Annotated in this window: 23 protein-coding genes and 2 pseudogenes; 4 read left to right on the forward strand and 21 right to left on the reverse strand. The window is 41.0% G+C overall.

Annotated elements, in window-relative coordinates:
- Positions 1–214: 214 nt before the first annotated feature.
- From AB5Z12_RS01675 to AB5Z12_RS01710, 8 genes are all read right to left on the reverse strand, one after another.
- Positions 215–754 carry a Holliday junction resolvase RecU gene (locus AB5Z12_RS01675; protein WP_368357238.1) on the reverse strand — a complete coding sequence of 180 codons (540 nt, stop codon included), beginning with the start codon at positions 752–754 and terminating at the stop codon, positions 215–217.
- A gap of 2 nt (positions 755–756) precedes the next feature.
- Positions 757–1,326: a signal peptidase I gene (lepB, locus tag AB5Z12_RS01680; protein WP_173716740.1), complete on the reverse strand. Its 570-nt coding sequence runs from the start codon at positions 1,324–1,326 to the stop codon at positions 757–759.
- 1 nt (position 1,327) lies between these two features.
- Positions 1,328–2,308 (reverse strand): RluA family pseudouridine synthase, encoded by a 981-nt coding sequence (locus AB5Z12_RS01685; protein WP_173718995.1) that lies wholly within the window; start codon positions 2,306–2,308, stop codon positions 1,328–1,330.
- A gap of 13 nt (positions 2,309–2,321) precedes the next feature.
- The gene (locus tag AB5Z12_RS01690; protein WP_173736057.1) at positions 2,322–2,933 is read right to left on the reverse strand and encodes a hypothetical protein; all 612 of its coding nucleotides are present in this window, start codon (positions 2,931–2,933) and stop codon (positions 2,322–2,324) included.
- A 10-nt stretch (positions 2,934–2,943) separates the two neighbouring features.
- Positions 2,944–4,854: a YgiQ family radical SAM protein gene (locus tag AB5Z12_RS01695; protein WP_173736056.1), complete on the reverse strand. Its 1,911-nt coding sequence runs from the start codon at positions 4,852–4,854 to the stop codon at positions 2,944–2,946.
- Positions 4,855–4,945: 91 nt separating this feature from the next.
- Complete coding sequence (locus tag AB5Z12_RS01700) at positions 4,946–5,788, reverse strand: GTP pyrophosphokinase family protein (RefSeq protein ID WP_118583092.1); 843 nt, start codon at positions 5,786–5,788, stop codon at positions 4,946–4,948.
- A gap of 117 nt (positions 5,789–5,905) precedes the next feature.
- Positions 5,906–6,739 carry a M23 family metallopeptidase gene (locus tag AB5Z12_RS01705; RefSeq protein ID WP_243271410.1) on the reverse strand — a complete coding sequence of 278 codons (834 nt, stop codon included), beginning with the start codon at positions 6,737–6,739 and terminating at the stop codon, positions 5,906–5,908.
- A gap of 252 nt (positions 6,740–6,991) precedes the next feature.
- On the reverse strand, positions 6,992–8,443 hold the full coding sequence (locus AB5Z12_RS01710; RefSeq protein ID WP_204452122.1) for an aminoacyl-histidine dipeptidase: 1,452 nt from the start codon (positions 8,441–8,443) through the stop codon (positions 6,992–6,994).
- Positions 8,444–8,615: 172 nt separating this feature from the next.
- On the opposite strand from AB5Z12_RS01710, the gene AB5Z12_RS01715 reads away from it, so the two are divergent.
- Entirely contained in the window at positions 8,616–9,536 is a 921-nt protein-coding gene (locus AB5Z12_RS01715; RefSeq protein WP_368357237.1) for a hypothetical protein, read from the forward strand.
- Positions 9,537–9,623: 87 nt separating this feature from the next.
- Here AB5Z12_RS01715 and AB5Z12_RS01720 read toward each other — a convergent pair whose 3' ends face one another.
- The 7 genes from AB5Z12_RS01720 to AB5Z12_RS01750 all read right to left on the reverse strand — a co-directional run bounded on the left by AB5Z12_RS01720 (position 9,624) and on the right by AB5Z12_RS01750 (position 13,804).
- Complete coding sequence (locus tag AB5Z12_RS01720) at positions 9,624–10,259, reverse strand: ATPase (protein WP_118583101.1); 636 nt, start codon at positions 10,257–10,259, stop codon at positions 9,624–9,626.
- Between the two features lie 17 nt (positions 10,260–10,276).
- Positions 10,277–10,765, reverse strand: coding sequence for a pantetheine-phosphate adenylyltransferase (gene coaD, locus AB5Z12_RS01725; RefSeq protein WP_368357236.1), 489 nt, complete (start codon positions 10,763–10,765; stop codon positions 10,277–10,279).
- A gap of 9 nt (positions 10,766–10,774) precedes the next feature.
- Complete coding sequence (gene rsmD, locus AB5Z12_RS01730; RefSeq protein WP_195590845.1) at positions 10,775–11,329, reverse strand: 16S rRNA (guanine(966)-N(2))-methyltransferase RsmD; 555 nt, start codon at positions 11,327–11,329, stop codon at positions 10,775–10,777.
- Positions 11,326–11,721, reverse strand: a complete 396-nt coding sequence (locus AB5Z12_RS01735) for a methylglyoxal synthase (RefSeq protein ID WP_021926957.1) — start codon at positions 11,719–11,721, stop codon at positions 11,326–11,328. Before AB5Z12_RS01735 ends, rsmD begins: the two co-directional genes overlap by 4 nt.
- 412 nt (positions 11,722–12,133) lie before the next feature.
- Positions 12,134–12,424 carry a hypothetical protein gene (locus AB5Z12_RS01740; protein ID WP_243271409.1) on the reverse strand — a complete coding sequence of 97 codons (291 nt, stop codon included), beginning with the start codon at positions 12,422–12,424 and terminating at the stop codon, positions 12,134–12,136.
- A gap of 117 nt (positions 12,425–12,541) precedes the next feature.
- Positions 12,542–13,465: a thioredoxin-disulfide reductase gene (gene trxB / locus AB5Z12_RS01745; RefSeq protein ID WP_173718989.1), complete on the reverse strand. Its 924-nt coding sequence runs from the start codon at positions 13,463–13,465 to the stop codon at positions 12,542–12,544.
- Positions 13,466–13,480: 15 nt separating this feature from the next.
- Positions 13,481–13,804 carry a co-chaperone YbbN gene (locus tag AB5Z12_RS01750; RefSeq protein ID WP_005330449.1) on the reverse strand — a complete coding sequence of 108 codons (324 nt, stop codon included), beginning with the start codon at positions 13,802–13,804 and terminating at the stop codon, positions 13,481–13,483.
- A gap of 115 nt (positions 13,805–13,919) precedes the next feature.
- Between AB5Z12_RS01750 and AB5Z12_RS01755 the strand changes: the two genes are divergently transcribed.
- A complete protein-coding gene (locus tag AB5Z12_RS01755; protein ID WP_334285474.1) occupies positions 13,920–14,654 on the forward strand; it encodes a Crp/Fnr family transcriptional regulator in 735 nt (244 codons plus the stop codon).
- 120 nt (positions 14,655–14,774) lie between these two features.
- Here the strand turns inward: AB5Z12_RS01755 and AB5Z12_RS01760 are convergent.
- From AB5Z12_RS01760 to AB5Z12_RS01785, 6 genes and pseudogenes are all read right to left on the reverse strand, one after another.
- Positions 14,775–16,466: pseudogene (locus AB5Z12_RS01760) on the reverse strand (FAD-dependent oxidoreductase).
- A 1-nt stretch (position 16,467) separates the two neighbouring features.
- Positions 16,468–16,788: a rhodanese-like domain-containing protein gene (locus AB5Z12_RS01765; protein ID WP_368357235.1), complete on the reverse strand. Its 321-nt coding sequence runs from the start codon at positions 16,786–16,788 to the stop codon at positions 16,468–16,470.
- A gap of 12 nt (positions 16,789–16,800) precedes the next feature.
- Positions 16,801–17,106: a thioredoxin gene (gene trxA, locus AB5Z12_RS01770; RefSeq protein WP_005421612.1), complete on the reverse strand. Its 306-nt coding sequence runs from the start codon at positions 17,104–17,106 to the stop codon at positions 16,801–16,803.
- A gap of 92 nt (positions 17,107–17,198) precedes the next feature.
- The gene (locus AB5Z12_RS01775; RefSeq protein WP_173716729.1) at positions 17,199–17,945 is read right to left on the reverse strand and encodes an SDR family NAD(P)-dependent oxidoreductase; all 747 of its coding nucleotides are present in this window, start codon (positions 17,943–17,945) and stop codon (positions 17,199–17,201) included.
- Between the two features lie 167 nt (positions 17,946–18,112).
- A complete protein-coding gene (locus AB5Z12_RS01780) occupies positions 18,113–18,871 on the reverse strand; it encodes a sulfite exporter TauE/SafE family protein (RefSeq protein WP_368357234.1) in 759 nt (252 codons plus the stop codon).
- Positions 18,872–18,916: 45 nt separating this feature from the next.
- Positions 18,917–19,732: a GNAT family N-acetyltransferase gene (locus tag AB5Z12_RS01785; RefSeq protein WP_368357233.1), complete on the reverse strand. Its 816-nt coding sequence runs from the start codon at positions 19,730–19,732 to the stop codon at positions 18,917–18,919.
- A 152-nt stretch (positions 19,733–19,884) separates the two neighbouring features.
- Here AB5Z12_RS01785 and AB5Z12_RS01790 point away from each other — a divergent pair, with 152 nt between their 5' ends.
- Positions 19,885–20,973, forward strand: coding sequence for a histidinol-phosphate transaminase (locus AB5Z12_RS01790; RefSeq protein WP_173771954.1), 1,089 nt, complete (start codon positions 19,885–19,887; stop codon positions 20,971–20,973).
- A gap of 103 nt (positions 20,974–21,076) precedes the next feature.
- Positions 21,077–21,456, forward strand: a pseudogene (locus AB5Z12_RS01795) (transposase); the annotation flags it as partial.
- Positions 21,457–21,631 lie beyond the last annotated feature (175 nt).

Consider the following 21,631-nt stretch of genomic DNA (forward strand, 5'->3'; position numbering starts at 1 on the left):
TGCGAAATCAATGTTGATTATAGTGGAATATTCCAAGATTGTCAAGACGAAGTGTTGCGTGGTTACTGTTCACTGGTAACATTCCGCGAGATGTTTTTTGTGAACAAAGTTCACAGAAAACCCGAGAGTTGCGGCGCGAAATCATGCAAAGCATGATTTCTGTTCATCGCGAAGCGTGTTACTGTAAACGGAGTGAACAGTAACGTTGCGTGTGTTATGGCAACACGCGTGTTTCCAGATCCAACTTTAATCCCTCTAAATAAGGAACCAGAAAGCCGCTCTTTTTCGGCAGGTAATACTTCTCATCCAGTTCCTCCCTGCGGAAGCTTTTCCGTCCGCCCTCTTCCATCCGTCTCCAGTATGCCAACAGTTCCCGAAAAGGCAGATAATAAAATAAGTTCAACTGACTGAAAAATATAAGAAAAAATGCCACGCCATTCTGTTTTTCAAAGTCCTCCATAAATTTCACCTGATGAGGATGAATATTTGCCAGAGGAAACGTCTGGGTGCTGCATTCCTTTGCATCAAAGCAGACAGGAATTCCCTGTACTGCACCTATATAGTCAACAGTACTTCGCTGGTCAAAGTATGCCAGAGTAATGTGACGGTTCTCTTTGTCCATGCGTACCGGAGTGATGGGAGTGGGAATCTTCTGTATCAGAGCAAGTCCCTTCTCCCTGTACTGATCGTTTGTTCGGTTTACAAGGTCCTCCAGGGTAGAACCCCGGAGCCCTCTGCTGTTCCATGTCGCCATTCTTACGGTTCCTCGTAGCCAAGAAGCTTGATGGAAGGATAATATCTTACAACTGCTTTCCCTACGATCTGGTCAAAGCGGACGAACGTGTTCTTCCAGAAGCGGGAATCCTTAGAATCATTTCGGTTATCACCCAGCATAAAATAGCAATTATCCGGAACTGTATATGGACCGAAGCTTCCCTGCATTTTCTCTGGAATAAAGGAATCATCAAGAGCAGTCTCAGAACCGTCGATGTATACCTTTCCGTCTTTGATCTCAACAGTCTCTCCCGGAAGTCCGATCACACGTTTGATGAAAAGCTGGCTTTCATCATCCGGATACTTGAAAATTACAATGTCAAAGCGCTCGGGATCCTTGACTTTTTTGGAAATCTCATGTCCAAACAGATCCAGATTGATACCATATGCAAGACGGAATCCAAAGATACGGTCGCCGGTCATAATAGTCTTCTCCATGGATGGAGAAGGGATTTTTGCGTTGATCAGTACTACATTGTTGATAACCAGGACTATAGCAACTACAATGATGATCATTTTTATATAGTCCCATACTTCATGCCAGATTTTCATATTATTTATTCTCCTCTACGTGTTCCTCTTTCAGGATTTTTTGAAACAGATAAGGCAAAGGAGCCGTGAACTCTTTGCCAGACAGATAGGAAAGACGCCCTTCAATTTCCGGGATTTCCAACCTGTATGCGTGAAGCAGCTGCGATTTCAGACCATACTTTCTGCAGTATTCATCGTTTAAGGTACGCCTGCCGTACTTGTAATCTCCAATAAGGGGATGACCAGTTCCTGCAAGGTGTGCCCTGATCTGATGTGTGCGTCCGGTGATCAGCTCCACCTCAAGAAGGGTAACGGTTCCGTTATCTTCAAGGGGACGGTATCTGGTCTCAATGGGAAGTGCTCCGGATGTTTCCGTTTCCTGTACTGTTACTTTATTACATTTTTCGTCTTTATGCAAATATCCTTTGATATATTTTTCATTTTTTATAACACCATTTACCAGGCAGCGGTAAAATTTGTGAAGGCTTCGATCATGAAACAATGAAGAAAGCTCCTGAAGTCCTGCCAGGGACTTCCCCGCAGCCACAAGTCCGCTGGTATTGCGGTCCAGACGATTGCAGACAGATGGGCGGAAGGTATGTAAAGACGCCTCTGTAACCGCTCCGCTTTCCAGAAGATACCCCGTCAGAAATTCTACCAGTGATGGTTCCTTATCATCTGCAGGCTGGGAAAGCATTCCCACAGGTTTGTTAATCAGAAGGATATTGTCGTCTTCGTATACAATATCAAGCTTCTGATGAGCTCTTGCTACCGTTTCCTGTACTCCTGCAAATTTCCCGAAAGTTTCATCCGAAAGGAAAAGCTTTACGTGGTCACCAGTGGAAAGCTTCTCATTTCCAGTGGCTCTGCCACCGTTTAAGGTAATATTTTTCTTGCGGAGCATTTTGTAAAAAAAGCTTTTGGGGGCTTCACGGAGAAGCTTTCCTAAATATTTGTCAAAGCGCTGTCCCGCTTCATTTTCATTAATAATAAACTCTTTCATGCTGGATATCCCCTTAGATACACAAATTCAGGATCACATGCTTCACCATTTCATCTCTGGTAAAATCCGGATATCTTGGATCTGGTGTAAAGCGAAGCCCTTCTTCTAAGGATTCCTTGTGTTCGTTCATAGAATCAAGACGTTCCAGGAAAGGGCGAAGCTCTCCCAGAATTTTCACATCTACTTTATAGCCGTTTTTGCGAACCAGTTTCTGGGCTTCTGCAGCCATAAAATTTGTATCTGCCTTCGGATCACTGGTATAACCGACTACGGTATTTCCGCATACTGCAATGGCATCTATGGTGCATTTTTTTTCATAGAAAGTCATATACATCTCGTACGCCATGACAAGATCACCCTGATGTGCATGGATCTTCTTGTACAGGACCGGATCTACAGGCTTTGCCAGATAGACCATGATCACATCTACCACAGCCTTACAGCCTGGAAGAGATCCTACCAGAGCAATGATCGTCCAGACAGAATTTCTGGTACCAAGGTAGATCCACATGCTGATGAAAATAAAAATGGGGACACCAAGCATAATGGCAGCAATTATAATCCTGCGCTTTCGTTCACGCTTCAGATATCCGAATTCTCCTTTGTTTGTCTGCATTAATTTCATGAAAACACTCCTATTTCTGCTTTTTTCTTGTGTGATGATTGCGGATGGTTTTCTTTGGTGCCGGACCATGCTTTGATTCTCTGTTACGCCCGGCATTCTCTGTATATTTGCTGTCACCATGCCCTTTTCTGACAGGCCGGATCAGACATTTTTCTCCATACCCAACCAGATCCATACGCCCTGCAATTTTCAATCCTTCGAGAACCAGTTCTCTGTTGACCGGATTCTTATATTGCATAAGTGCACGTTGAATGGCTTTTTCATGGGCGCTCTTCGGCACATAAACCTCTTCGCCTGTAAGAGGATGGATCCCCGTGTAATACATACAGGTAGACAGTGTAGAAGGTGTTGGGTAAAAGTCCTGCACCTGCTCCGGAGTAAAGCCAAGATCACGGACATATTCTGCCAGTTTCACAGCTTCTTTCATGGTACATCCCGGATGGGAGGACATAAAATATGGCACGGCAAACTGCTGTAAGCCAGCCTTCTTATTTGCCTTGTCAAATTCCTTCAAAAACTTCTCATACACTTCGTGGGACGGTTTGCCCATATATTTCAGCACCTGATTGGAAACATGCTCAGGAGCTACACGAAGCTGTCCGCTTACATGATATTTGGCAAGTTCATTAAGAAAAGTCTTGTCCGGGTCTGCCAACACATAATCGAAACGCACACCGGAACGGACAAATACTTTTTTTACTTTTGGAAGATCCCGGAGCTTACGAAGAAGAGAAACGTAATTTTTGTGATCCGCGGTCAGATTCTTACATGGCTCCGGAAACAGACAATGACGGTTCTTGCAAACGCCTCTGGTCAGCTGTTTCTGGCAGGAAGGCTGGCGAAAGTCTGCTGTAGGTCCGCCTACATCGTGGATATATCCTTTGAAATCTTTCTCCTCGGTCATGTGGACCGCTTCTTTCAGAATTGATTCATGACTTCTGGTCTGCAGGATTCTCCCCTGATGAAAAGTTAATGCACAGAAGCTGCAGCTTCCGAAACATCCCCTGTTGCTGGTAAGGCTGAATTTAATTTCCTCTAATGCAGGAATTCCGCCGTCTTTCTCATACATGGGATGATAATTTCCCGCATAAGGAAGATCATATACATCGTCCATCTCCTCCTGTGTAAGAGGTAATGCAGGTGGATTCTGGATCACGTAACCCTTTGTTCCGTAGAATTCGGCCATGGTTCCTGCTGTAAAAGGATCTGTATTCTGATACTGGATGGCAAAGCTTCTGGCATAAGCCTGCTTATCCGCCTGTACTTCATCAAAAGAAGGAAGTATGATCGGCTCGTAAGTGCGGGACAGATCCCTGCATTTATAGACGGTTCCTGCCACATAGGTAATTTCGCTGACAGGGATTCCGCTGTCAAGAGCCTCTGCAATCTCAATAATAGAATGCTCTCCCATTCCGTAAGAAATCAGGTCTGCGCCGGAATCTATGAGGATACTGTGCTTCACCTTATTTTCCCAGTAATCGTAATGTGCCATACGTCTGAGGCTTGCCTCGATTCCACCAAGGATTACAGGAGTTTTCTTAAAAGTCTGACGAATCAGATTACTGTATACAATAACAGCACGGTCCGGCCTCAAACCCATTTTACCGCCAGGAGAATAAGAATCCTTCTGGCGGTGCTTTTTTGCAACGGTATAGTGATTAACCATGGAATCCATATTGCCGGCACTTACAAGGAAGCCAAGGCGAGGCTCTCCAAATACGGCAATACTCTCCTTCCTGCGCCAGTCGGGCTGTGGGATAATTCCCACTTTATAGCCCCGGCTCTCCAGAAGGCGGCTGATAATAGCAGTACCAAAAGAGGAATGATCTACGTAAGCATCTCCTGTCACGTAGACAAAATCCACCTGATCCCAGCCTCTGTCCTCCATGTCTTTTTTTGTAACTGGTAAAAATTGTGACATCTATATTTTTCTCCTATGCACTGCTCATTCTGTAAGGCGTGTTCCAAGAATGATGTGAACAAAATGAACAGTAACGTATTTTCGGACAGATTTATGAAATACAGCTCTTGCCTGGCTGATGTCCGATATTATGGTAAACAGCCTGGGCGCGGTAACCTTCCGCGATAATATCAAGCTGTCTGTGAAAGCGCTCCAGCTGTTTCAAATCCTTGGTATGGAAAACACGAAGGAATTCTGTCTGAATTTTGGTAATCTCCCGTTCGCTGGATACGCGGTAAAGATTCTCTATATTATTGAGGATATCTTTTACAAGATTGGACTGCATCTGGGAAGAATTCTGGGCATCCATGATTTCATCGCGCACAGAAGACATTTCCTGATCCAGCAAAATAATAGCATCCGCGGCATTCGTCAGACGCTCTGCCACATGCGGCGGCATGTCCCCTTTATACTTGTACTGAAGGGAATGTTCGATCGTTGCCCAGAAGTCCATAGCCATGGTTCGAATCTGAATTTCCGCCTGCAGCTTCCGGGGACCATTTAATGTTTCTACTGTATAATAAATGATCAGATGGAGACTTCTGTAACCACTCTGTTTCACATGCTTCAGATAATTTTTCTCACTCTTAATGGTCATATCTGACCGGTTTTGAATCAGGGATGCTACTGTCTCAATATCTTCCTCAAACTGACAGATAATACGGATTCCAGCAATGTCTTCTACTTCTTCCTCCATGCGTTCCATAGGAATATGCTTGCGCTGCATTTTCTCCAGAATGCTGGATACACTTTTCACTCGTCCGCTTACCTGCTCAATAGGGGAATACAGATCATTTTCTCGATGTTCGCTGATAATGTGTTCAAATTTGACAATCAGTTCCCTGACTGCCAGTTCGTAGGGGCATAAAATGCTTCTCCATAACTGTATTTCCATATAAATCGCTCCTTACAGAATATGGGCATTGTATCATGAAAAATATTCCGCAGTTAAATTTAAGTGTGTCTGCCCATATTTTTAATTATTATAGCATATATTTCAAAAAATTTGTTATCAATAAGTGTATTTTTTTACTTTTTTCTCCATTGCCTGTAAGACATAGTAAGGGTTCACACTCAGTTCCTCTTTTCCCTGTGGATTTATGTAGATTCCCAGATGAAGATGAACCGGAAATTTTCCGGACATTCCTTCTTCTCCGTATCCGGTATCTCCCATGAATCCAAGGATCTGCCCCGCTTCCACTGTTTCACCTGTCTGAAAATATTTTTCATAGGATGCAAGATGGGCATAATAAAAATACCCTCCATGAGGAGAACGGATTCCGATCCGGTATCCGCCAAGAGAAAGCCATCCGATTTTTTCTATTTTGCCATCAGTCATGGAAATCACAGGATAAAATCCGGATTGAGAAACCCTGCCAAAGAGATCACAGCCTTCGTGCGTTCGGCTTCCACCATAGCTTCGGGCAGCACCAAAGGTGTTTTCATAAAAAATCTCTTTCCATATTTCTCTATCGTTTCTGATCGGAATGGGAAAATTTTCCAGGTCTTTCCAGACAGCCAGATAACAGCTTCTCAGGTCATAATAGGCTTTTGGTTTGAAGCGCAGATATGCTTCCCTGTTCCCGGAAAGATATTTGGGGAAAAATTTTCCATTCAGCATAGTTGTTGTAAGAAGATCGGCAAATTCTCCATCTGAAAGCACTCGTTCTTCTAACTCTGCATATAGCACAGACGACAAAGCCTGTTCCCGGAAGCTTTCTGTAAAACAGGTGTCCGGTTTTAACAGGGAGGCCTGGCTTCTTTGCTGAATAAAATTCTGAAGCAAGATAAGCAGCGGTAAAAGAAAAAGAAGAAGGAGTAAGTGTTTCCCGGTCTTTCTTTTCATGGCATTTCCTCTCTTTAATATATGGGAAAAGGTGGATGATTTTTTGTTACCAGTAAATAGTAACGATTTTTTCACCCTCAGATAATATATGGAAAATCAGAAAAATTAGAACAAAAATTCAGCTGTACGGAAAGTATTTTTCCAAATACAGCTGATTCGAATGATCAAAGGCTATGGCAGCCACAGTTACTATTTAATGGGGGTATGCCAAAAGTTTTATGAAAAACAGGCTTTTAAATATACATGTAATTATCAGTCTTTCAAATTTTTCAATACTTCTGTCAGATATTCCCAAACCCGTTTCACAGAAGCCATATCAAGGCGTTCTTTGCTGGTGTGGATGTCCAGAATATCCGGTCCAAGAGAGGTGCAGTCAAGGTTTTCCATTCGCTCATAAAAAATACCACATTCCAGACCGGCATGAATGGCAACTACCTCCAGGTCTTTACCGTACATGTTTTTATAAATTTCTACCATCTTGTCACGAAGAGGAGAAGCTTTACGATACTCCCATGCAGGATAAGCCCCCTCAGTCTCATATTCGCCTCCCAGAAATTCTGTCAGATATTGGATTTTATGGGAAAGAGCCTCTTTGGCAGTTCCTACAGAGCTTCGGATACTGGTCTGTACAAACAACTCGTCCCCATACAGCTTCAGAATTCCGGGATTGCAGGAGGTTTCCACCAGATTTTCTATGGTACCACTCATTTTCTTAACACCAAATGGCATGTTCATCAGATAAAAAAGCACTTTTTCCTGGCTGGTGGGATGAAGAACCTGTGCATCCATATCCCCTTCTTCTGTTATCTGAATTGTAATAGTATCATCTGTACCAGTGTATTCTGCCCGGAAATCCTTCTGCATTTTCTTTGCAAGGGAAGTGATCTGAGAAATTTCTTCCGGAAGCACAAGAAGAACCGCTTCGCATTCTTTTGTAATAACGTTGTCCTGCTGACCACCTTCTAATTCTTTTAATGCATAACCACAGACATGGGAAAGTTCATAAAGAAACTGTCCCATAAGAATATTGGCACTTGCGCGGTTTTTGTGTATTTCAGCTCCGGAATGGCCTCCCACAAGTCCACAGACTTTTACGTTAACTTTTCTGCCGGAAGCGTTCACACGCCGGACTGGCAGATAAGAATTTCCAGCAACACCACCGGCACAGCTCACCCACAGACAGCCCTCTTTTTCAGAATCCAGATTGATCATTCTTCTTCCCTTCAAAAGGCTGCAATCGAATCCGTCAGCGCCCAGAAGCCCCGTCTCTTCATCAACTGTGAAAACAACCTCCAAAGCCGGATGCGGCAAATTTGTACTGTCTAAAAGTGCAAGGCCATAAGCCACTGCAATTCCGTCATCGCCGCCAAGAGTAGTGCCCTCGGCTGATAAAAAACCATCTTTCACAACCAGCTTTAGTCCATCTTTTGTAAAATCATGTTCGATTTCCGGGCATTTTGCACAAACCATATCCATATGTCCCTGAAGGATGACTGTGGGCGCGTTTTCGTAGCCAGGTGTTGCAGGTTTATAAATCACAACATTATTCATGTCATCCTGAACATATTTCAAATCATGCTCCTTTGCAAAATTCACCAGATAATCACTGATTTGTTTGGTATTTCCTGAACCATGTGGAATACCACAGATTTCCTCAAAATAGTGAAACACATTTTTGGGTTCGAAGTTTTCTAAAATTGCCATATGGGTTACCTCCAAAATTTTATATATGGTTTGCATTTATCTTTTCGGCATTTTGAGACAGAAACAGAATATAAATTTTATATAATGATTTTTTAAACATACTTCAGGCTGCTGAACACAACCTGACTATAACTTCACATGTTGGGCTTTTATTTTTAATAACGAGGTCAAAATGAAGAAAAAAATGATCCTGCTTTCTGTTATCCTGCTTTTACTCTTCCTTCTGTGTTACCCGGCCGAAGCTCTTGCTGCGGCAAGAAACGGACTGAAACTGTGGTTAGAGACCTTACTGCCTACCCTTCTTCCGTTTATGATCCTTACAGGAATTCTGGTGCACACAGATTGGATTACAAAAATTTTACAACCAACTGCTCCTTTTTTCAAGGTCGTTTTTGGGCTTTCTCCAGGAGGAGCCTATGTATTTCTTCTGGGACTTCTCACCGGTTACCCTATGGGGGCAAAATTAACCGCAGATTTGTATTATGCTGGAAAAATCAGCCGGCAGGAGGCCGAATATTTGTTAACTTTCTGCAATAATCCAAGTCCGGCCTTTCTTATTACTTATGTGGGACATATCTGTCTGGAGGGAAAATTACATATTGGTTTTCTTGTGGGGATTCTGTTTCTATCAGACATGATCTGCATGTGTTTTTTTCGCTTTACAGTCTATAGAAAAAACTCACTGCTTTCCTTTTGTACGCCAAAAATATCTGAGCAGGAATATACTTCTGCCGGGCTTCTGGATTTTGTCATTATGAATAGTTTTGAAACTATGGCAAAACTGGGTGGTTACATTCTTATGTTCTCTATACTGTCCGCTGCCATAAGTCATTTCTGGTATCTTCCTGCACAGGGAAAATATATTCTTCTCGGACTGATAGAAGTTACCACTGGGCTCCATGGGCTCCTGCTGTCCGGGTTTTCTTATTCTCTTCGTGTATTTCTTGCACTGTGTATGAGTGCATTCGGAGGATTCTGTATTATGGCGCAAACAAAAAGCGTACTTGGAAAGGAACTCTCCCTTCATCCGTACGCTTCTGCCAAATGTATGAATGCAGCAGTTACTGCTGTTCTCATACTTATATTCTTATAAACATGATCCCTGCTCACATAAAACATTTATAGAATAGTTTTAGTGAATCGCAATCAGATAAAGTCTGCTATATTTCGCGCAGCAAAATTAGTTATCGCCAATCTCGTCCAGAAGAGCTTCATCTTCCTTGGAAGCCTCTGTATCAGCCGGCTGATAAGAGCCGGACATTGCAGCTGCCTGAGCAGTCTGTGGTGCAAGCTCCTGACGGTTATGGTTTACAACATCCATGCATGCCTGAAGAGCATCGATGAATCCTTTATATTTGCCGCCAGCATCCTCAAGAGTCTGGGTAAGTACGGAACCGATGTTTGCCATCATGTCATCTGTGTATGTGATCGCGCTGAGACGAATGCTGTTAGCATCCTGTGTAGCGGAATCCAGAATCTCCTGAGCCTGACGATTCGCTGCATTGATAGTCTCGTTTGCCTGCGCATATGCTTTCTGCATGATCTCATGCTGGGTAACAAGCTCCTGAGCTTTATTCTGTGCATCTGCGATCAGTGCATCTGCCTTTGTCTGTGCATCCTCAAGGATGGCATCCTTATTGCTGATGATCTTCTGATAACGTTTGATCTCGTCTGGAGTCTTAAGACGAAGTTCACGAAGAAGCTCTTCGATTTCTTCTTTATTCACTACAATCTTAGTTGTAGAAAGTGGCTGATATTTACAACTGTCTACATATTCTTCGATTTCTTCAATGATCTGTTCAATTCTGCTGCTCATAGTAAACTCTCCTTATTCTATTTCTTCAAATCGTGCATTTTTTTCTTAACAGCTTCGGTAATTTCCGACGGAGCAAATTTGCTCAGGTCGCCATCATAGCCTGCTACTTCTTTCATAATAGTAGAGCTAAGATATGCATATTCCAGGCTTGTCGTCAGAAATACGGTGTCAATATCCGGAGCAAGCACTCGGTTTGTCTGTGCCATCTGCAGTTCAAATTCAAAATCTGTAACTGCACGAAGCCCGCGCACGATCACCTGTGCATGATTCTCTCTGGCAAAGTTCACAGAAAGACCCTTGAATGCCTTGATTTCTACATTCTCCATGTCTTTTGTTGCCTTTTCTAGTATATTAACACGTTCTTCAACAGAAAACAACGGACTTTTTGCAGAATTATGCAAAACTCCTACGATTACTTTGTCGAAAGATACGCTTGCACGCTTGATTATGTCCAGATGACCATAAGTGGCCGGATCAAAACTTCCTGGATAAACAGCTATTACCATGTATTTTTCTCACTTTCCCCGGCATAAAAAGATATGCTTGTTAGTTTTGTATTCTTTGGAACGCAGCTGTCTGTAGCCAAGATCTTCCACATAACCGAAATCTGTAGTAAGGTCAGCTTCCACGATGATCAGTGTATTCTCATCCAGAATACTGCTGTCCTGAAGGTATTCCAGAACCTGACGCTCCAGCTCATGGTTATATGGGGGATCCATAAATATGCATTCGAAAACGCCCTTTCCTTCTAAGGAACGAAGGGCCTGCATCACGTCCATATTCAGCAGTGTACCACTATCTGCAAGTTTTGTAAATGTCAGATTTTCTCTTATGCATGTGCATGCCTTGGGATTTTTTTCAACAAAAACAGCCCGAGCTGCTCCGCGGCTTAATGCCTCAATGCCGATTGCACCGCTTCCGCTGAACAGATCAAGGAAGTGACAATCCAGAAGTTCAGGCTGAAGAATATTAAAAAGAGTTTCTTTGATGCGGTCTGTGGTGGGGCGTGTGTCCATACCCGGCACAGTCTTAAGGTTCAGTCGTCTTGCTTTTCCTGCGATGACTCTCATTTCAGATTCAGTCTCCAATCCAGATCACCACGAGCCAGTCCAAGAATAAGAAGTTCTGCAGTAGCGATATTGGTCGCCACCGGAATATTATACTGGTCACAGCGCTTTACAATAGCTGTGATGTCTGGCTCCTTTGGATCTATCATAACAGGATTATAGAAAAGTATTACCATATCCAGATCCTGCCGCTCTACCATTTCCATGAACTGCTTATCGCCTCCGATACTGCCCGGTAAAAACTTATGGACATGAAGACCGGTGGCTTCCTCAATTCTTCTTCCTGTAGTGCCGGTAGCATATACTTCATGCTTGGCCAGGATGTTCTTATAAGCGATACAGAAATCTTCAATGAGAACTTTTTTACTATTATGTGCAATGATACCTAAATTCATAGTTCACCTCTCCCATTTCTTTCTGTTTATTGTACCAATTATAGCAAATTGACAAAAGAAGTGCAACAAAAACGTTTGAATATATACAAAATTCATTATTTGTTAAGAATTTGTTTTTAAATGACGTATTGATTTATCTGGTTTTTTTATATTTTATTGTGCAAATCAGCTCCGTATTCTACCGCTACGCTTCATTTTTTAGCCTTATTACATGAAAATTCTTCTGTATAAGTATATGAATACGCACAATTTTCATAATTTTCGCACATTTAAAGATAAAAATTTCACAATTTCTTTTTATATGTAAAAAAATATAATAACCCACTTTTTTTGCATATTTTTATGAGAAGCGTATTGTTTTCAATAGTTTTCAATAGTCTTCACAGCTGATTTTTGTTTGTTTACACCACTTTTACACCATTTTATTTTCCTCCAAATCATCCCAAGGTTTCAGACCCATTTCCTCCAAGGTGATACCATACGGTGCACCTCCGGAGGTATAACCGGCAATAAAGAAAAATCGGTCATCTTGCAAGATCTCTTCTTTAGCCAGATTATCTCTTGTTTCTTTTTTCAGTTTTGCTCTCATCTGTTGTTTCTTTTGTTTCGCAACAGCTGCTTTTTCTTCCGGTGTTTTCTTATGTTTTTTTGTCATAAGTATTTCTAGTGTAATTTCATTCTGAATGCCTTCTTTCATCAGCATAATCATTGTATCAGGATAAAGTTCACAAAGTATCCGCAATACGTTCCCATAAGTTCATGTCATTATTGAAATCGTACATATTTCAGTATAAAAAGTTCACTATTCAAATTCTGATTATTATTTCTCCATATACTCTTTTGCCATATGTACTGCCATAGCACCATCTGCCACTGCTGTTACTATCTGACGAAGTAACTTTGTTCTGACATCTCCTACAGCATAAACACCCGGAATACTCGTTTCAGTGTTTTCACCTGCCACAATATATCCTTTATTATCCAGTTCTATCTGATTATCTAAAAAATCTGTTGTCGGTTTTCTTCCTATACTCACAAACAGGCCGTCACATTCTATAATGTTTTCTTCTCCTGTAACTGTATCTTTCAACCGCACACCAGTCAATCGTTCTCCATAAATCAGTTCATTTACTGTATTATTCCATCGAAACTCTATATTTTCAGTTTTCATCAGCTGGTCATGGTAGATTTTCGTTGCACGTAATGTATCTCTACGATGAACAATGATGACTTTCTTAGCAATTCGACTTAAAAGAGCAGCATCTGATACAGCAGAATTTCCACCACCAACAACCACCACGATCTTATCTTTATAAAACATACCATCACAGGAGGCACAATAAGCAACCCCATGACCTATCAATTCTTTTTCTTTAGCGAGACCAAGTTCTCTTGGATTTGCTCCAGTAGCAATCACTACTGTTTTCCCAATATAAATTCCCGAACTAGTTTCTACTCTCTTAAGCTTTCCTGTTAAATCCATATTAAAAACTTCAGCATATTCACTTTTAGCGCCAAATTTTTCCGCCTGTTTTTGCATTTTCTCTGCCAATGAAAATCCGTCAATTCCATTTTCAAAACCAGGATAGTTATCAATCTGCCAGGTCAATGACATCTGACCACCTGCAGATAATTTTTCTAAAACAATTGTATCAAATCCTGCTCTGGCTGCGTATAATGCTGAAGTATACCCTCCAGGTCCTCCCCCCACGATAATCATATCGTAAACATGATTTTCATTCATACAGCAGTCCTCCTTTTATTTTTCCAATGCTTCATTAATAAAATTCTCTATCATTATTTTTGATTCAGGTGCAACAATAGAATCTATTGCCTTTCCATCTCGATATAAAACCAGCGTAGGAATTATCTCAATCTTTTCAGCTTCTGCAATCTGTGGTTCTTCATCAATATTTACTTTTCCAGCAATAAGAATATCGCTGTATTCTTCACTTATTTTTTCATAAGCCGCTCCAATTCTACGGCAATAACCACACCAAGGTGCCCAGAAATCAACCAAAACCGGTTTTTCTTTATGAATTAATTGTCCAAACTTTTCTTTATTTATATTTATTGATGTCATATTTTTCAACTCCTTCTCCTGTTTGAACTTAATATATCGCATAAAAGATCTTGCTTCTGTGATGATATCACAGAAAAGATAATTTACTTTATTACACTTCTTTTTATTTCTATTTGTGGCATATGCCAGTTACATAATTGACGCATCTAAAAAAAGCAAGTATACTATATTCGTAAAGGAGATAACGGTTATGAACTTCGAAAATTGTTTTCCACTATGGAATGACTTAAATACAACACAGAAAAAAATAATTTCAGACAATTTAATCACACAGTATGTAAAAAAAGGGACAATCATTCACAATGGAAACCTGGATTGCACTGGATTATTACTGGTTAAATCCGGGCAGCTTCGAACCTACATACTTTCAGATGAAGGACGAGAGATTACACTTTACCGTCTGTTCGATATGGATATGTGTCTTTTATCCGCCTCATGTATCATACGCTCCATTCAATTTGAAGTAACCATTGAAGCAGAAAAAGATACTGATCTTTGGATCATCCCTGCTGAAATCTATAAGGGCATTATGAAGGAATCTGCTCCCGTCGCAAACTATACCAATGAGTTAATAGCCACCCGTTTTTCTGATGTCATGTGGCTGATTGAACAAATCATGTGGAAGAGTTTGGATAAGCGTGTTGCTTCATTTCTTTTAGAAGAGACCTCTATCGAAGGAACAAACGAGCTGAAAATCACTCATGAGACGATTGCTAATCATCTTGGTTCCCACAGGGAAGTTATCACTCGAATGCTTCGATACTTTCAAGGCGAGGGTCTCGTCAAACTCTCCCGCGGCAAAATCACAATCCTTGATCCAAAAAGACTGGAAACACTCCAAAGGTCATAAAATTGTTTTTCTGTAACATATAAAGAAGAATCCTCCATTTATCAGAATTATGAAAGTCATTCTAATAAATGGGGGATCTTTTTATATTACGAGAAAATTATAAAAATATTATGATTATTTTTAATAATCCATACCACATGCATATGCCTTTTCAATCAGCGCACGGTCATTGACAACTGCATCATAGAAGCGGAATCCGCCGGAGAAGTTGTATGTTTCATATCCATTTCCTTCCAGAATACGACTGGCAATATAACTTCGCAGCCCACTCTGGCATATCAGGTAAACAGGCTTTCCCTTCTCAATTTCATTGATACGTTCCCTTAGTTCATCTACAGGAATGTTTTTGAATCCATTCATATGCCCCCTGTTAAATTCACCTACAGTTCTCACATCCAGCAACACAACACTTTTATCTCTAGAAATCTTATCCATATCTTCCAGATGCCATTGTTTTAAGGTATCTTTTGCTATATTGTCTATCATGAATCCTGCCATATTTACAGGATCCTTGGCAGAGGAATAAGGCGGTGCATATGCGAGATCCAAATCCTTCAGCTGGGTTGCCTTCAGCCCTGCATGGATTGCTGTTGCCAGCACATCAATACGTTTATCAACTCCTTCATATCCAATAATCTGAGCACCAAGCAAACGATAGGTCTCTTTTTCAAAAACCACCTTCATGGTCATCACTTTTCCACCAGGATAGTAACCGGCATGACTCATAGGAGAAAGAATTACTGTATCTACCTCTAATCCTGACTTTTTGGCATTGGTTTCATTGATACCTGTAGTGGCTGCTGTCATATCAAACACTTTTATAACGGAGCTTCCCTGACTGCCCAGGTAACGACTATCACCGCCACAAATATTATCAGCGATGATTCTGCCCTGTTTATTGGCTGGTCCTGCCAAAGAAATCAGCGCATCATTACCCGTAACATAATGTTTTACCTAAACAGCATCACCTGCAGCATAAATATCCGGTACAGAGGTTTCCATTCTGTCATTCACTATAATACTTTCCTTGATGCCAAGTTCCAGACCGGCTTCTTTTGCTAATACTGTGTCTGGTGTGACTCCGATTGCCAGAACTACCATATCAGCCTGAAGGGATGGATTATCTTTCAACAGGACCTCCACTCCGTTGTCTTTTTCTTTAAATCCTTCTACTGTATAGCCCAGTACCAGTTTTATCCCATGCTTTCTCATTTCATTATGGATCATGGATGCCATATCCGGGTCAAAAGGGTTCATCAGCTGCTTAGGCCGCTGGACAATCGTAACATCCATGCCAAGCTCCCTCAAATTTTCTGCCAGTTCCAGACCAATAAAACCGCCACCTGCCAATACAGCCGATTTTGGATGATTCTTATTTATATATTCCTTTATCCGAAAAGTGTCTTCTACAGTACGAAGTGTAAAAAGTTTATCAATACCTACTCCGGGAAGTCTCGGCTGTGTTGGCTTTGCACCTGGAGAGAGGATCAGCTTATCATATTTTTCTTCAAATATCTCACCATTCTCTAAATTTTTCACTGAAACCGTTTTACGTTCCGGATGTATGGAGATAACTTCATGATGAATTTTCATGTTAATACGGAAGCGTTTAAAAAAACTCTCTGGTGTCTGTAGTGTAAGTTCTTCCGGGTCTGTGATCACGTCTCCAATATAATATGGAAGTCCACAATTTGCATAGGATATGTATCCGGATCTTTCAAACACAGTAATTTCAGCATGTTCATTCAGTCTGCGTATTCTTGCTGCGGCTGTAGCTCCTCCGGCTACACCTCCTACAATTATTACCTTCATCTTATTTTTCCACCTTTCCTGAGTAAGCTGCAATGCCACCGATATTATTTACTTTAGAATATCCCATTCGTTGCAGTGTCCCAGTTGCCTGGCGGCTTCGTGAACCGGAATAACAGTATACAAACAGTGGGATATCCTTATTCTTCGCTACAGAAGCAATATTGTCAAGTTGCTGCAACGGCACATTTTTACTTTCTGGTATATGTCCTTCCTGATATTCCTGCGGTGTACGTACATCCAGCAGAACTGCATCATCAGTCCTTTTATATTCTTCTATGCCTTGATTAATATTCGACTGTTTAAAGAGATCAAAAAATCCCATTAGCACACCTCCCTAAAGCATTTCTAAAATCGCATTCTTAGGTCTCGCCCCTGAAACCTGCTGTACAATCTTCCCATTCTTCATAACCACTAAAGTCGGAATGCTCATAATACTGAACTTATTTGCCAGTTCAGGCTCTTCATCTACATTAATCTTTCCAACTTTAATATCTCTACGCTCACTTGCAATCTCCTCTACAATAGGTACTACCATGCGGCAAGGCGCACACCAAGATGCCCAAAAATCTAAAAGAACGGGTTTATCGGAATTCAGTACTTCGTTCTGAAAATTATTTTTATTGATATTAATAGCAGACATTTTACAGTCCTCCTTATCTTTTTCTTTTTGTAGATTTATTATAGTCTTAATTTCATTTATTTTCCGTGATTACATCACCATACCTCATTAACTTAACTTCTTGCCATACCATCTACACTTAATATAACACCTGTAATGTAACTCGCCTCATCTGAAGCAAGAAACACAAACGCATTGGCAATATCTTCTGGCTGTCCAAGACGACGCAATGGAATTCTTTCAATCATAGGTTCGATAACTTCCTTTGGCACGGCCTTCATCATATCAGTTTCTGTAATCCCAGGTGCAACAGCATTAACACGAATACCTTTAGGTCCTAGTTCTCTTGCTAATGATACAGTCAATCCGTTTACTGCAAACTTCGATGCCGGATAAGCAAACCCACTTGGCTGTCCCGAAATACTCACCATGGAAGAAGTTGAGAGAATGACCCCCTTGCCTCTTGCCACCATACATTCTGCTGCTACACGAGTAGTATTAAATACTCCTTTTACATTTAGATCCATGACTTTATCAAAAGTCTCCTCTGTATAATCCATAAATGAGGTGTTTTCTGAAATCCCTGCATTATTTACCAGTATGTCGACACATCCATATTTTTCAGTTGCCTCTTTAAAAGCCTTTCTGACAGACTCCATGCTTGCCAGATTTGGACTAATTCCAGCAACTATTGCATTGGGATATTTTTCTTTTAATTTATCTACAGCAACATCTGCCGATTCCTGTGAACTTGCTGCCAACACAACTGAAGCACCTTCCTTCAAGAATTTATCAGATGTAGCAAATCCTATACCACGGCTTCCACCCGTAATGATTGCAACTTTATCTTTTAATCTCATTTAGACTACCTCCTTACTTTGTTTGTAGTTACATTATAAGCAAAAGGTAAATCATTTTCTGTGATATCATCACAAACTATCGCAATAAAAAACCCTGTTGCTCACACGCACCAGGGTTTCAGACTGTAGACAAAGGGGGATGTGAAATAAGTCCCCTTTTGTGTGTTTCAAATCAGTTCTGTTAATACTTTAATGAAGAAGATCACGATCACCACAATCATAACCGGTTTTACGATCTTGTGACCGTTTGAAGTAAAGCTATGACTTCCAAGATAATTCCCTGCCATGTTACAAACTCCTGCTGCAATTCCCAGTGGCAAAAGCACTTTGCCATTGATCAGAAATACGACAAGTGCTGTGATATTGGTTGTCAGATTGATTGCCTTTGTGGCACCTGCTGCATCGTTTAATGTCATATGACAGAAACCGGTAAATAAAAGCATCAGAAATGTTCCTGTTCCCGGTCCGTAAATCCCATCATAAATACCAACTACAGCTGCGATCAGAATACTTTTAAAAATCAGCATTCCATTGATTACGTCTGTTGCATTTTCGTCTTTTCCTTTCAGTGCTTTGCTTCTCAGTACATAAAACAAAATGACCGGAAGCACAACCAGCATGGCGATCTTTAAAGCTTTCTCCGAAATCAGAAGAGCCAGATGAGATCCTATCCAGGATCCGGCAATTGCACCAAAAACTGCCGGAATACAGATTTTCCATTTCATAAAGCCTTTTTTCATGTAGTGAAAAGATGCCACGAAAGTTCCCATGGAGCTGCTCATTTTATTTGTTGCAATTGCAGTATGTACCGGCAGTCCCGCAATCATATATGCCGGAAGTGAGATCAGTCCGCCTCCTCCGGCAATCGAATCCACAAATCCTGCCAGAAATACAAAAAAACATACTACCAGATAAACTAAAACCACATTTTCTCCCACGTTCCCTGTCCTCAATTTCCTTTTGTATTTTTATTATTTTTTCATCGCAATCAATGTCGGGCGAAGAATCTGTACGTATTCTTCATACATTACTTCTCGCAGAAAATCTACATATTCCCAGAAAGTCAGCTCACCGTCCGGTGTAAGGATTTCAAAATCTGTATCATACACATTTACAAACAATCCCGTCTCCTGAAGTCCGTTCCGAAGATAAAAAGCCTTTCTTTTTTTGCGTTCTTCAGCATTTTCTGCTTTTTCATCCTGTGTTTCTATTTCAAAAATATATTTATGATTTTTGAACTTTTTAAGTAATGCCTCCAGTCCCCTGCTTCCATATCCGTAATTTCTTTTCTCCGGTACAATTGCATAATAATCCAGAAGCGCCCTATCCTGCTCCGCATCGATCAGATTGATTGCCAGTCCTACGAATTCATCTTCGTCAACCATTGCAAGCATCTCCATCTTTCCATCTGCTACCAGGTTTTCCATTACCTGCAGGGGCTTTTTCTCCTGTTCCGGAAATGCTTTGTCATACAGATCATAAAGCTGCCATTTATATTTTGCGCCTTCATCGGAAATGTTTACAAGTTTCATTTTTCTATTATTGATCATATCCGGCCAAGACAGAATTTCTCCGGCAATCTTTTCTTCATAATCGCCCTCAATATCCTCACTTCTGCCTGCCTCATAGATATTTGTCTCTGCACCCCAGACTCCATCGTGATATTCCCACACATGGAATTTCAGTCCGCGGAACATAAAATCCAGACTTCCGCATCCGTCTTCTTCGGTATATTCAAACCTGATATTTTTTTGATTCAATGCATCCTGTACTGTCTGCAATCTCATATTCATTCCCCCGTCTTGCATATTTATTAGTTATTGCTGTTCACAGCAACACCTGTTTTTCTAGTATAACACATCTTCGGCGGTTGTCTATTGTAAAAAACGCTTCGATGATTTATTATAGTAAATAGCGAAATAATGAGGAGTGTAACCTTATGACTACAAAAATGGTTTTTCATGGAAGTGACATAGAAAAAATATGTGACTACTATCATTTAAATAAAGAAGATATCGTTAAATTCGGGGCAAATGTCAATCCTCTTGGCCTCTCCGCCTCTGTAAAAAAAGAAATTGCAGAAAATGTCGATCTTTTTTCTTCTTATCCGGACAGAGATTATGTATCTCTCAGAAATACGATCTCAGAATACTGCAGGATTCCCGCTGAATTTATTTTACCGGGAAATGGTTCCAGTGAACTGATCTCACTTCTGATTCAGGAACGTGCGCCGAAACACACCCTGATTCTCGGACCGACATATTCCGAATATTCCAGAGAACTTTCTTTCTCCGGAAGCACACAGGAATATTATCATCTGCGAGAAGAACGAAATTTCACTCTCGATGTAGAGGATCTGTGCAAAACTCTGGAAAACGGTTATGATTTCCTGATTCTCTGCAATCCGAATAATCCGACTTCCTCTGCAATCATGGAGGAAGATCTCCGCAAACTGATCGCATTCTGTGCAGATAAAGATATTTTTGTCATGATCGATGAAACTTACGTAGAGTTCGCACCAGATGTCGAAGAAATAACTGCAATTCCTCTGACCAGAGAATTTACCAATCTTATGGTACTGCGTGGTGTTTCTAAATTTTATGCTGCACCGGGCATGCGTCTTGGTTACGGAATTACCGGAAATATGGAATTTCTTTCCAAAATGCGAGAAAAACAGACGCCATGGTCACTGAACAGTCTTGGTGCCTTTGCCGGAGAGCTGATGCTCCGTGACCACGACTACATTCAGGAAACGCGTGATCTGATCCTCGATGAGCGTGACCGCATGGAGCAGGAACTTCAAAATATCCCTACTTTTAAAGTTTATCCTGCCTATGCCAATTTCATCTTATTAAAAATCCGCCGGGACGGTCTGACTTCCGCCGATGTCTTTGAGGCCTGCATCAAAAAAGGCCTGATGATCCGCGACTGTTCTTCCTTCCAGTGCCTGGACGGCGAATTTGTCCGCTTCTGCATCATGATGCACGACGATAATACAAAACTCTTAAACGTACTGAAGCAGCTGTAATCCAGCTGCTTCAGACTGTAGACAAAGCCCTGCTTTTGCAGGGTTTTGCTATTGTTGGAACCGCTTTTCTGATATAATAAATATCAGAAGGGCGGTGTTTTTTATGATGACGAAAAATGCAGATAACAAATGATGATGTTTTCCATGGATGACATGGTACCTCAAAACCATATGCTGCGATTGATTGATAAAGCAATCAATTGGAATTTTATTTATGATCTGGTTGAAGAAAAATACTGTCCGGATAACGGCCGTCCCAGTATGGATCCCGTCATGCTGATAAAGATACCATTCATTCAGTATCTCTATGGGATAAAAAGCATGCGTCAGACCATGAAAGAGATCGAGGTAAACGTTGCATACCGTTGGTTTCTCGGACTAGACATGTTAGATCCAGTACCTCATTTCTCTACATTTGGAAAGAATTATACCCGCCGTTTCAAAGATACAGACCTTTTTGAGCATATCTTTTCAAAGATTCTGGAAAAAAGCACGGATGGAAATGAAAGCCGGGCTTACCTTTGCATGCATGAATCTGAAAAAACTGGCAAAGATCCTGGAAAAACGAGGTTGGAACACAGCCAGATTTTTGTTGATTTTGAAGAAAATAAAAAGAAAAGAAGTTTTAAAAGAAAAATGGTGCTGGGCATAACACCCA

It is taken from the genome of Ruminococcus sp. RTP21358st1_G6_RTP21358_211008 (assembly GCF_040908885.1).
GTDB lineage: Bacteria > Bacillota > Clostridia > Lachnospirales > Lachnospiraceae > Blautia_A > Blautia_A faecis.

Bases quoted from the DNA above. Each gene is read 5' to 3' on its own strand.
- AB5Z12_RS01675 (WP_368357238.1), bottom strand. From the start codon at position 754: ATGGCGACATGGAACAGCAGAGGGCTCCGGGGTTCTACCCTGGAGGAC.
- AB5Z12_RS01735 (WP_021926957.1), bottom strand. From the start codon at position 11,721: ATGAATTTAGGTATCATTGCACATAATAGTAAAAAAGTTCTCATTGAA.
- AB5Z12_RS01785 (WP_368357233.1), bottom strand. From the start codon at position 19,732: ATGAGATTGCAGACAGTACAGGATGCATTGAATCAAAAAAATATCAGG.
- trxB (WP_173718989.1), bottom strand. From the start codon at position 13,465: ATGAATGAAAATCATGTTTACGATATGATTATCGTGGGGGGAGGACCT.
- AB5Z12_RS01705 (WP_243271410.1), bottom strand. From the start codon at position 6,739: ATGAAAAGAAAGACCGGGAAACACTTACTCCTTCTTCTTTTTCTTTTA.
- AB5Z12_RS01700 (WP_118583092.1), bottom strand. From the start codon at position 5,788: ATGGAAATACAGTTATGGAGAAGCATTTTATGCCCCTACGAACTGGCA.
- AB5Z12_RS01710 (WP_204452122.1), bottom strand. From the start codon at position 8,443: ATGGCAATTTTAGAAAACTTCGAACCCAAAAATGTGTTTCACTATTTT.
- AB5Z12_RS01740 (WP_243271409.1), bottom strand. From the start codon at position 12,424: ATGCTGATGAAAGAAGGCATTCAGAATGAAATTACACTAGAAATACTT.
- lepB (WP_173716740.1), bottom strand. From the start codon at position 1,326: ATGAAAATCTGGCATGAAGTATGGGACTATATAAAAATGATCATCATT.
- AB5Z12_RS01765 (WP_368357235.1), bottom strand. From the start codon at position 16,788: ATGGGATTTTTTGATCTCTTTAAACAGTCGAATATTAATCAAGGCATA.
- AB5Z12_RS01690 (WP_173736057.1), bottom strand. From the start codon at position 2,933: ATGAAATTAATGCAGACAAACAAAGGAGAATTCGGATATCTGAAGCGT.
- rsmD (WP_195590845.1), bottom strand. From the start codon at position 11,329: ATGAGAGTCATCGCAGGAAAAGCAAGACGACTGAACCTTAAGACTGTG.
- AB5Z12_RS01775 (WP_173716729.1), bottom strand. From the start codon at position 17,945: ATGAGATTAAAAGATAAAGTTGCAATCATTACGGGTGGAAGCCGTGGT.
- AB5Z12_RS01685 (WP_173718995.1), bottom strand. From the start codon at position 2,308: ATGAAAGAGTTTATTATTAATGAAAATGAAGCGGGACAGCGCTTTGAC.
- AB5Z12_RS01695 (WP_173736056.1), bottom strand. From the start codon at position 4,854: ATGTCACAATTTTTACCAGTTACAAAAAAAGACATGGAGGACAGAGGC.
- AB5Z12_RS01715 (WP_368357237.1), top strand. From the start codon at position 8,616: ATGAAGAAAAAAATGATCCTGCTTTCTGTTATCCTGCTTTTACTCTTC.
- trxA (WP_005421612.1), bottom strand. From the start codon at position 17,106: ATGTCTGCTATTAATATCAATAAAAATAATTTTCAGAACGAAGTACTG.
- AB5Z12_RS01790 (WP_173771954.1), top strand. From the start codon at position 19,885: ATGACTACAAAAATGGTTTTTCATGGAAGTGACATAGAAAAAATATGT.
- AB5Z12_RS01720 (WP_118583101.1), bottom strand. From the start codon at position 10,259: ATGAGCAGCAGAATTGAACAGATCATTGAAGAAATCGAAGAATATGTA.
- coaD (WP_368357236.1), bottom strand. From the start codon at position 10,765: ATGGTAATAGCTGTTTATCCAGGAAGTTTTGATCCGGCCACTTATGGT.
- AB5Z12_RS01750 (WP_005330449.1), bottom strand. From the start codon at position 13,804: ATGACATCAATAAATATAAATAAAGAAAAGTTTGGACAATTAATTCAT.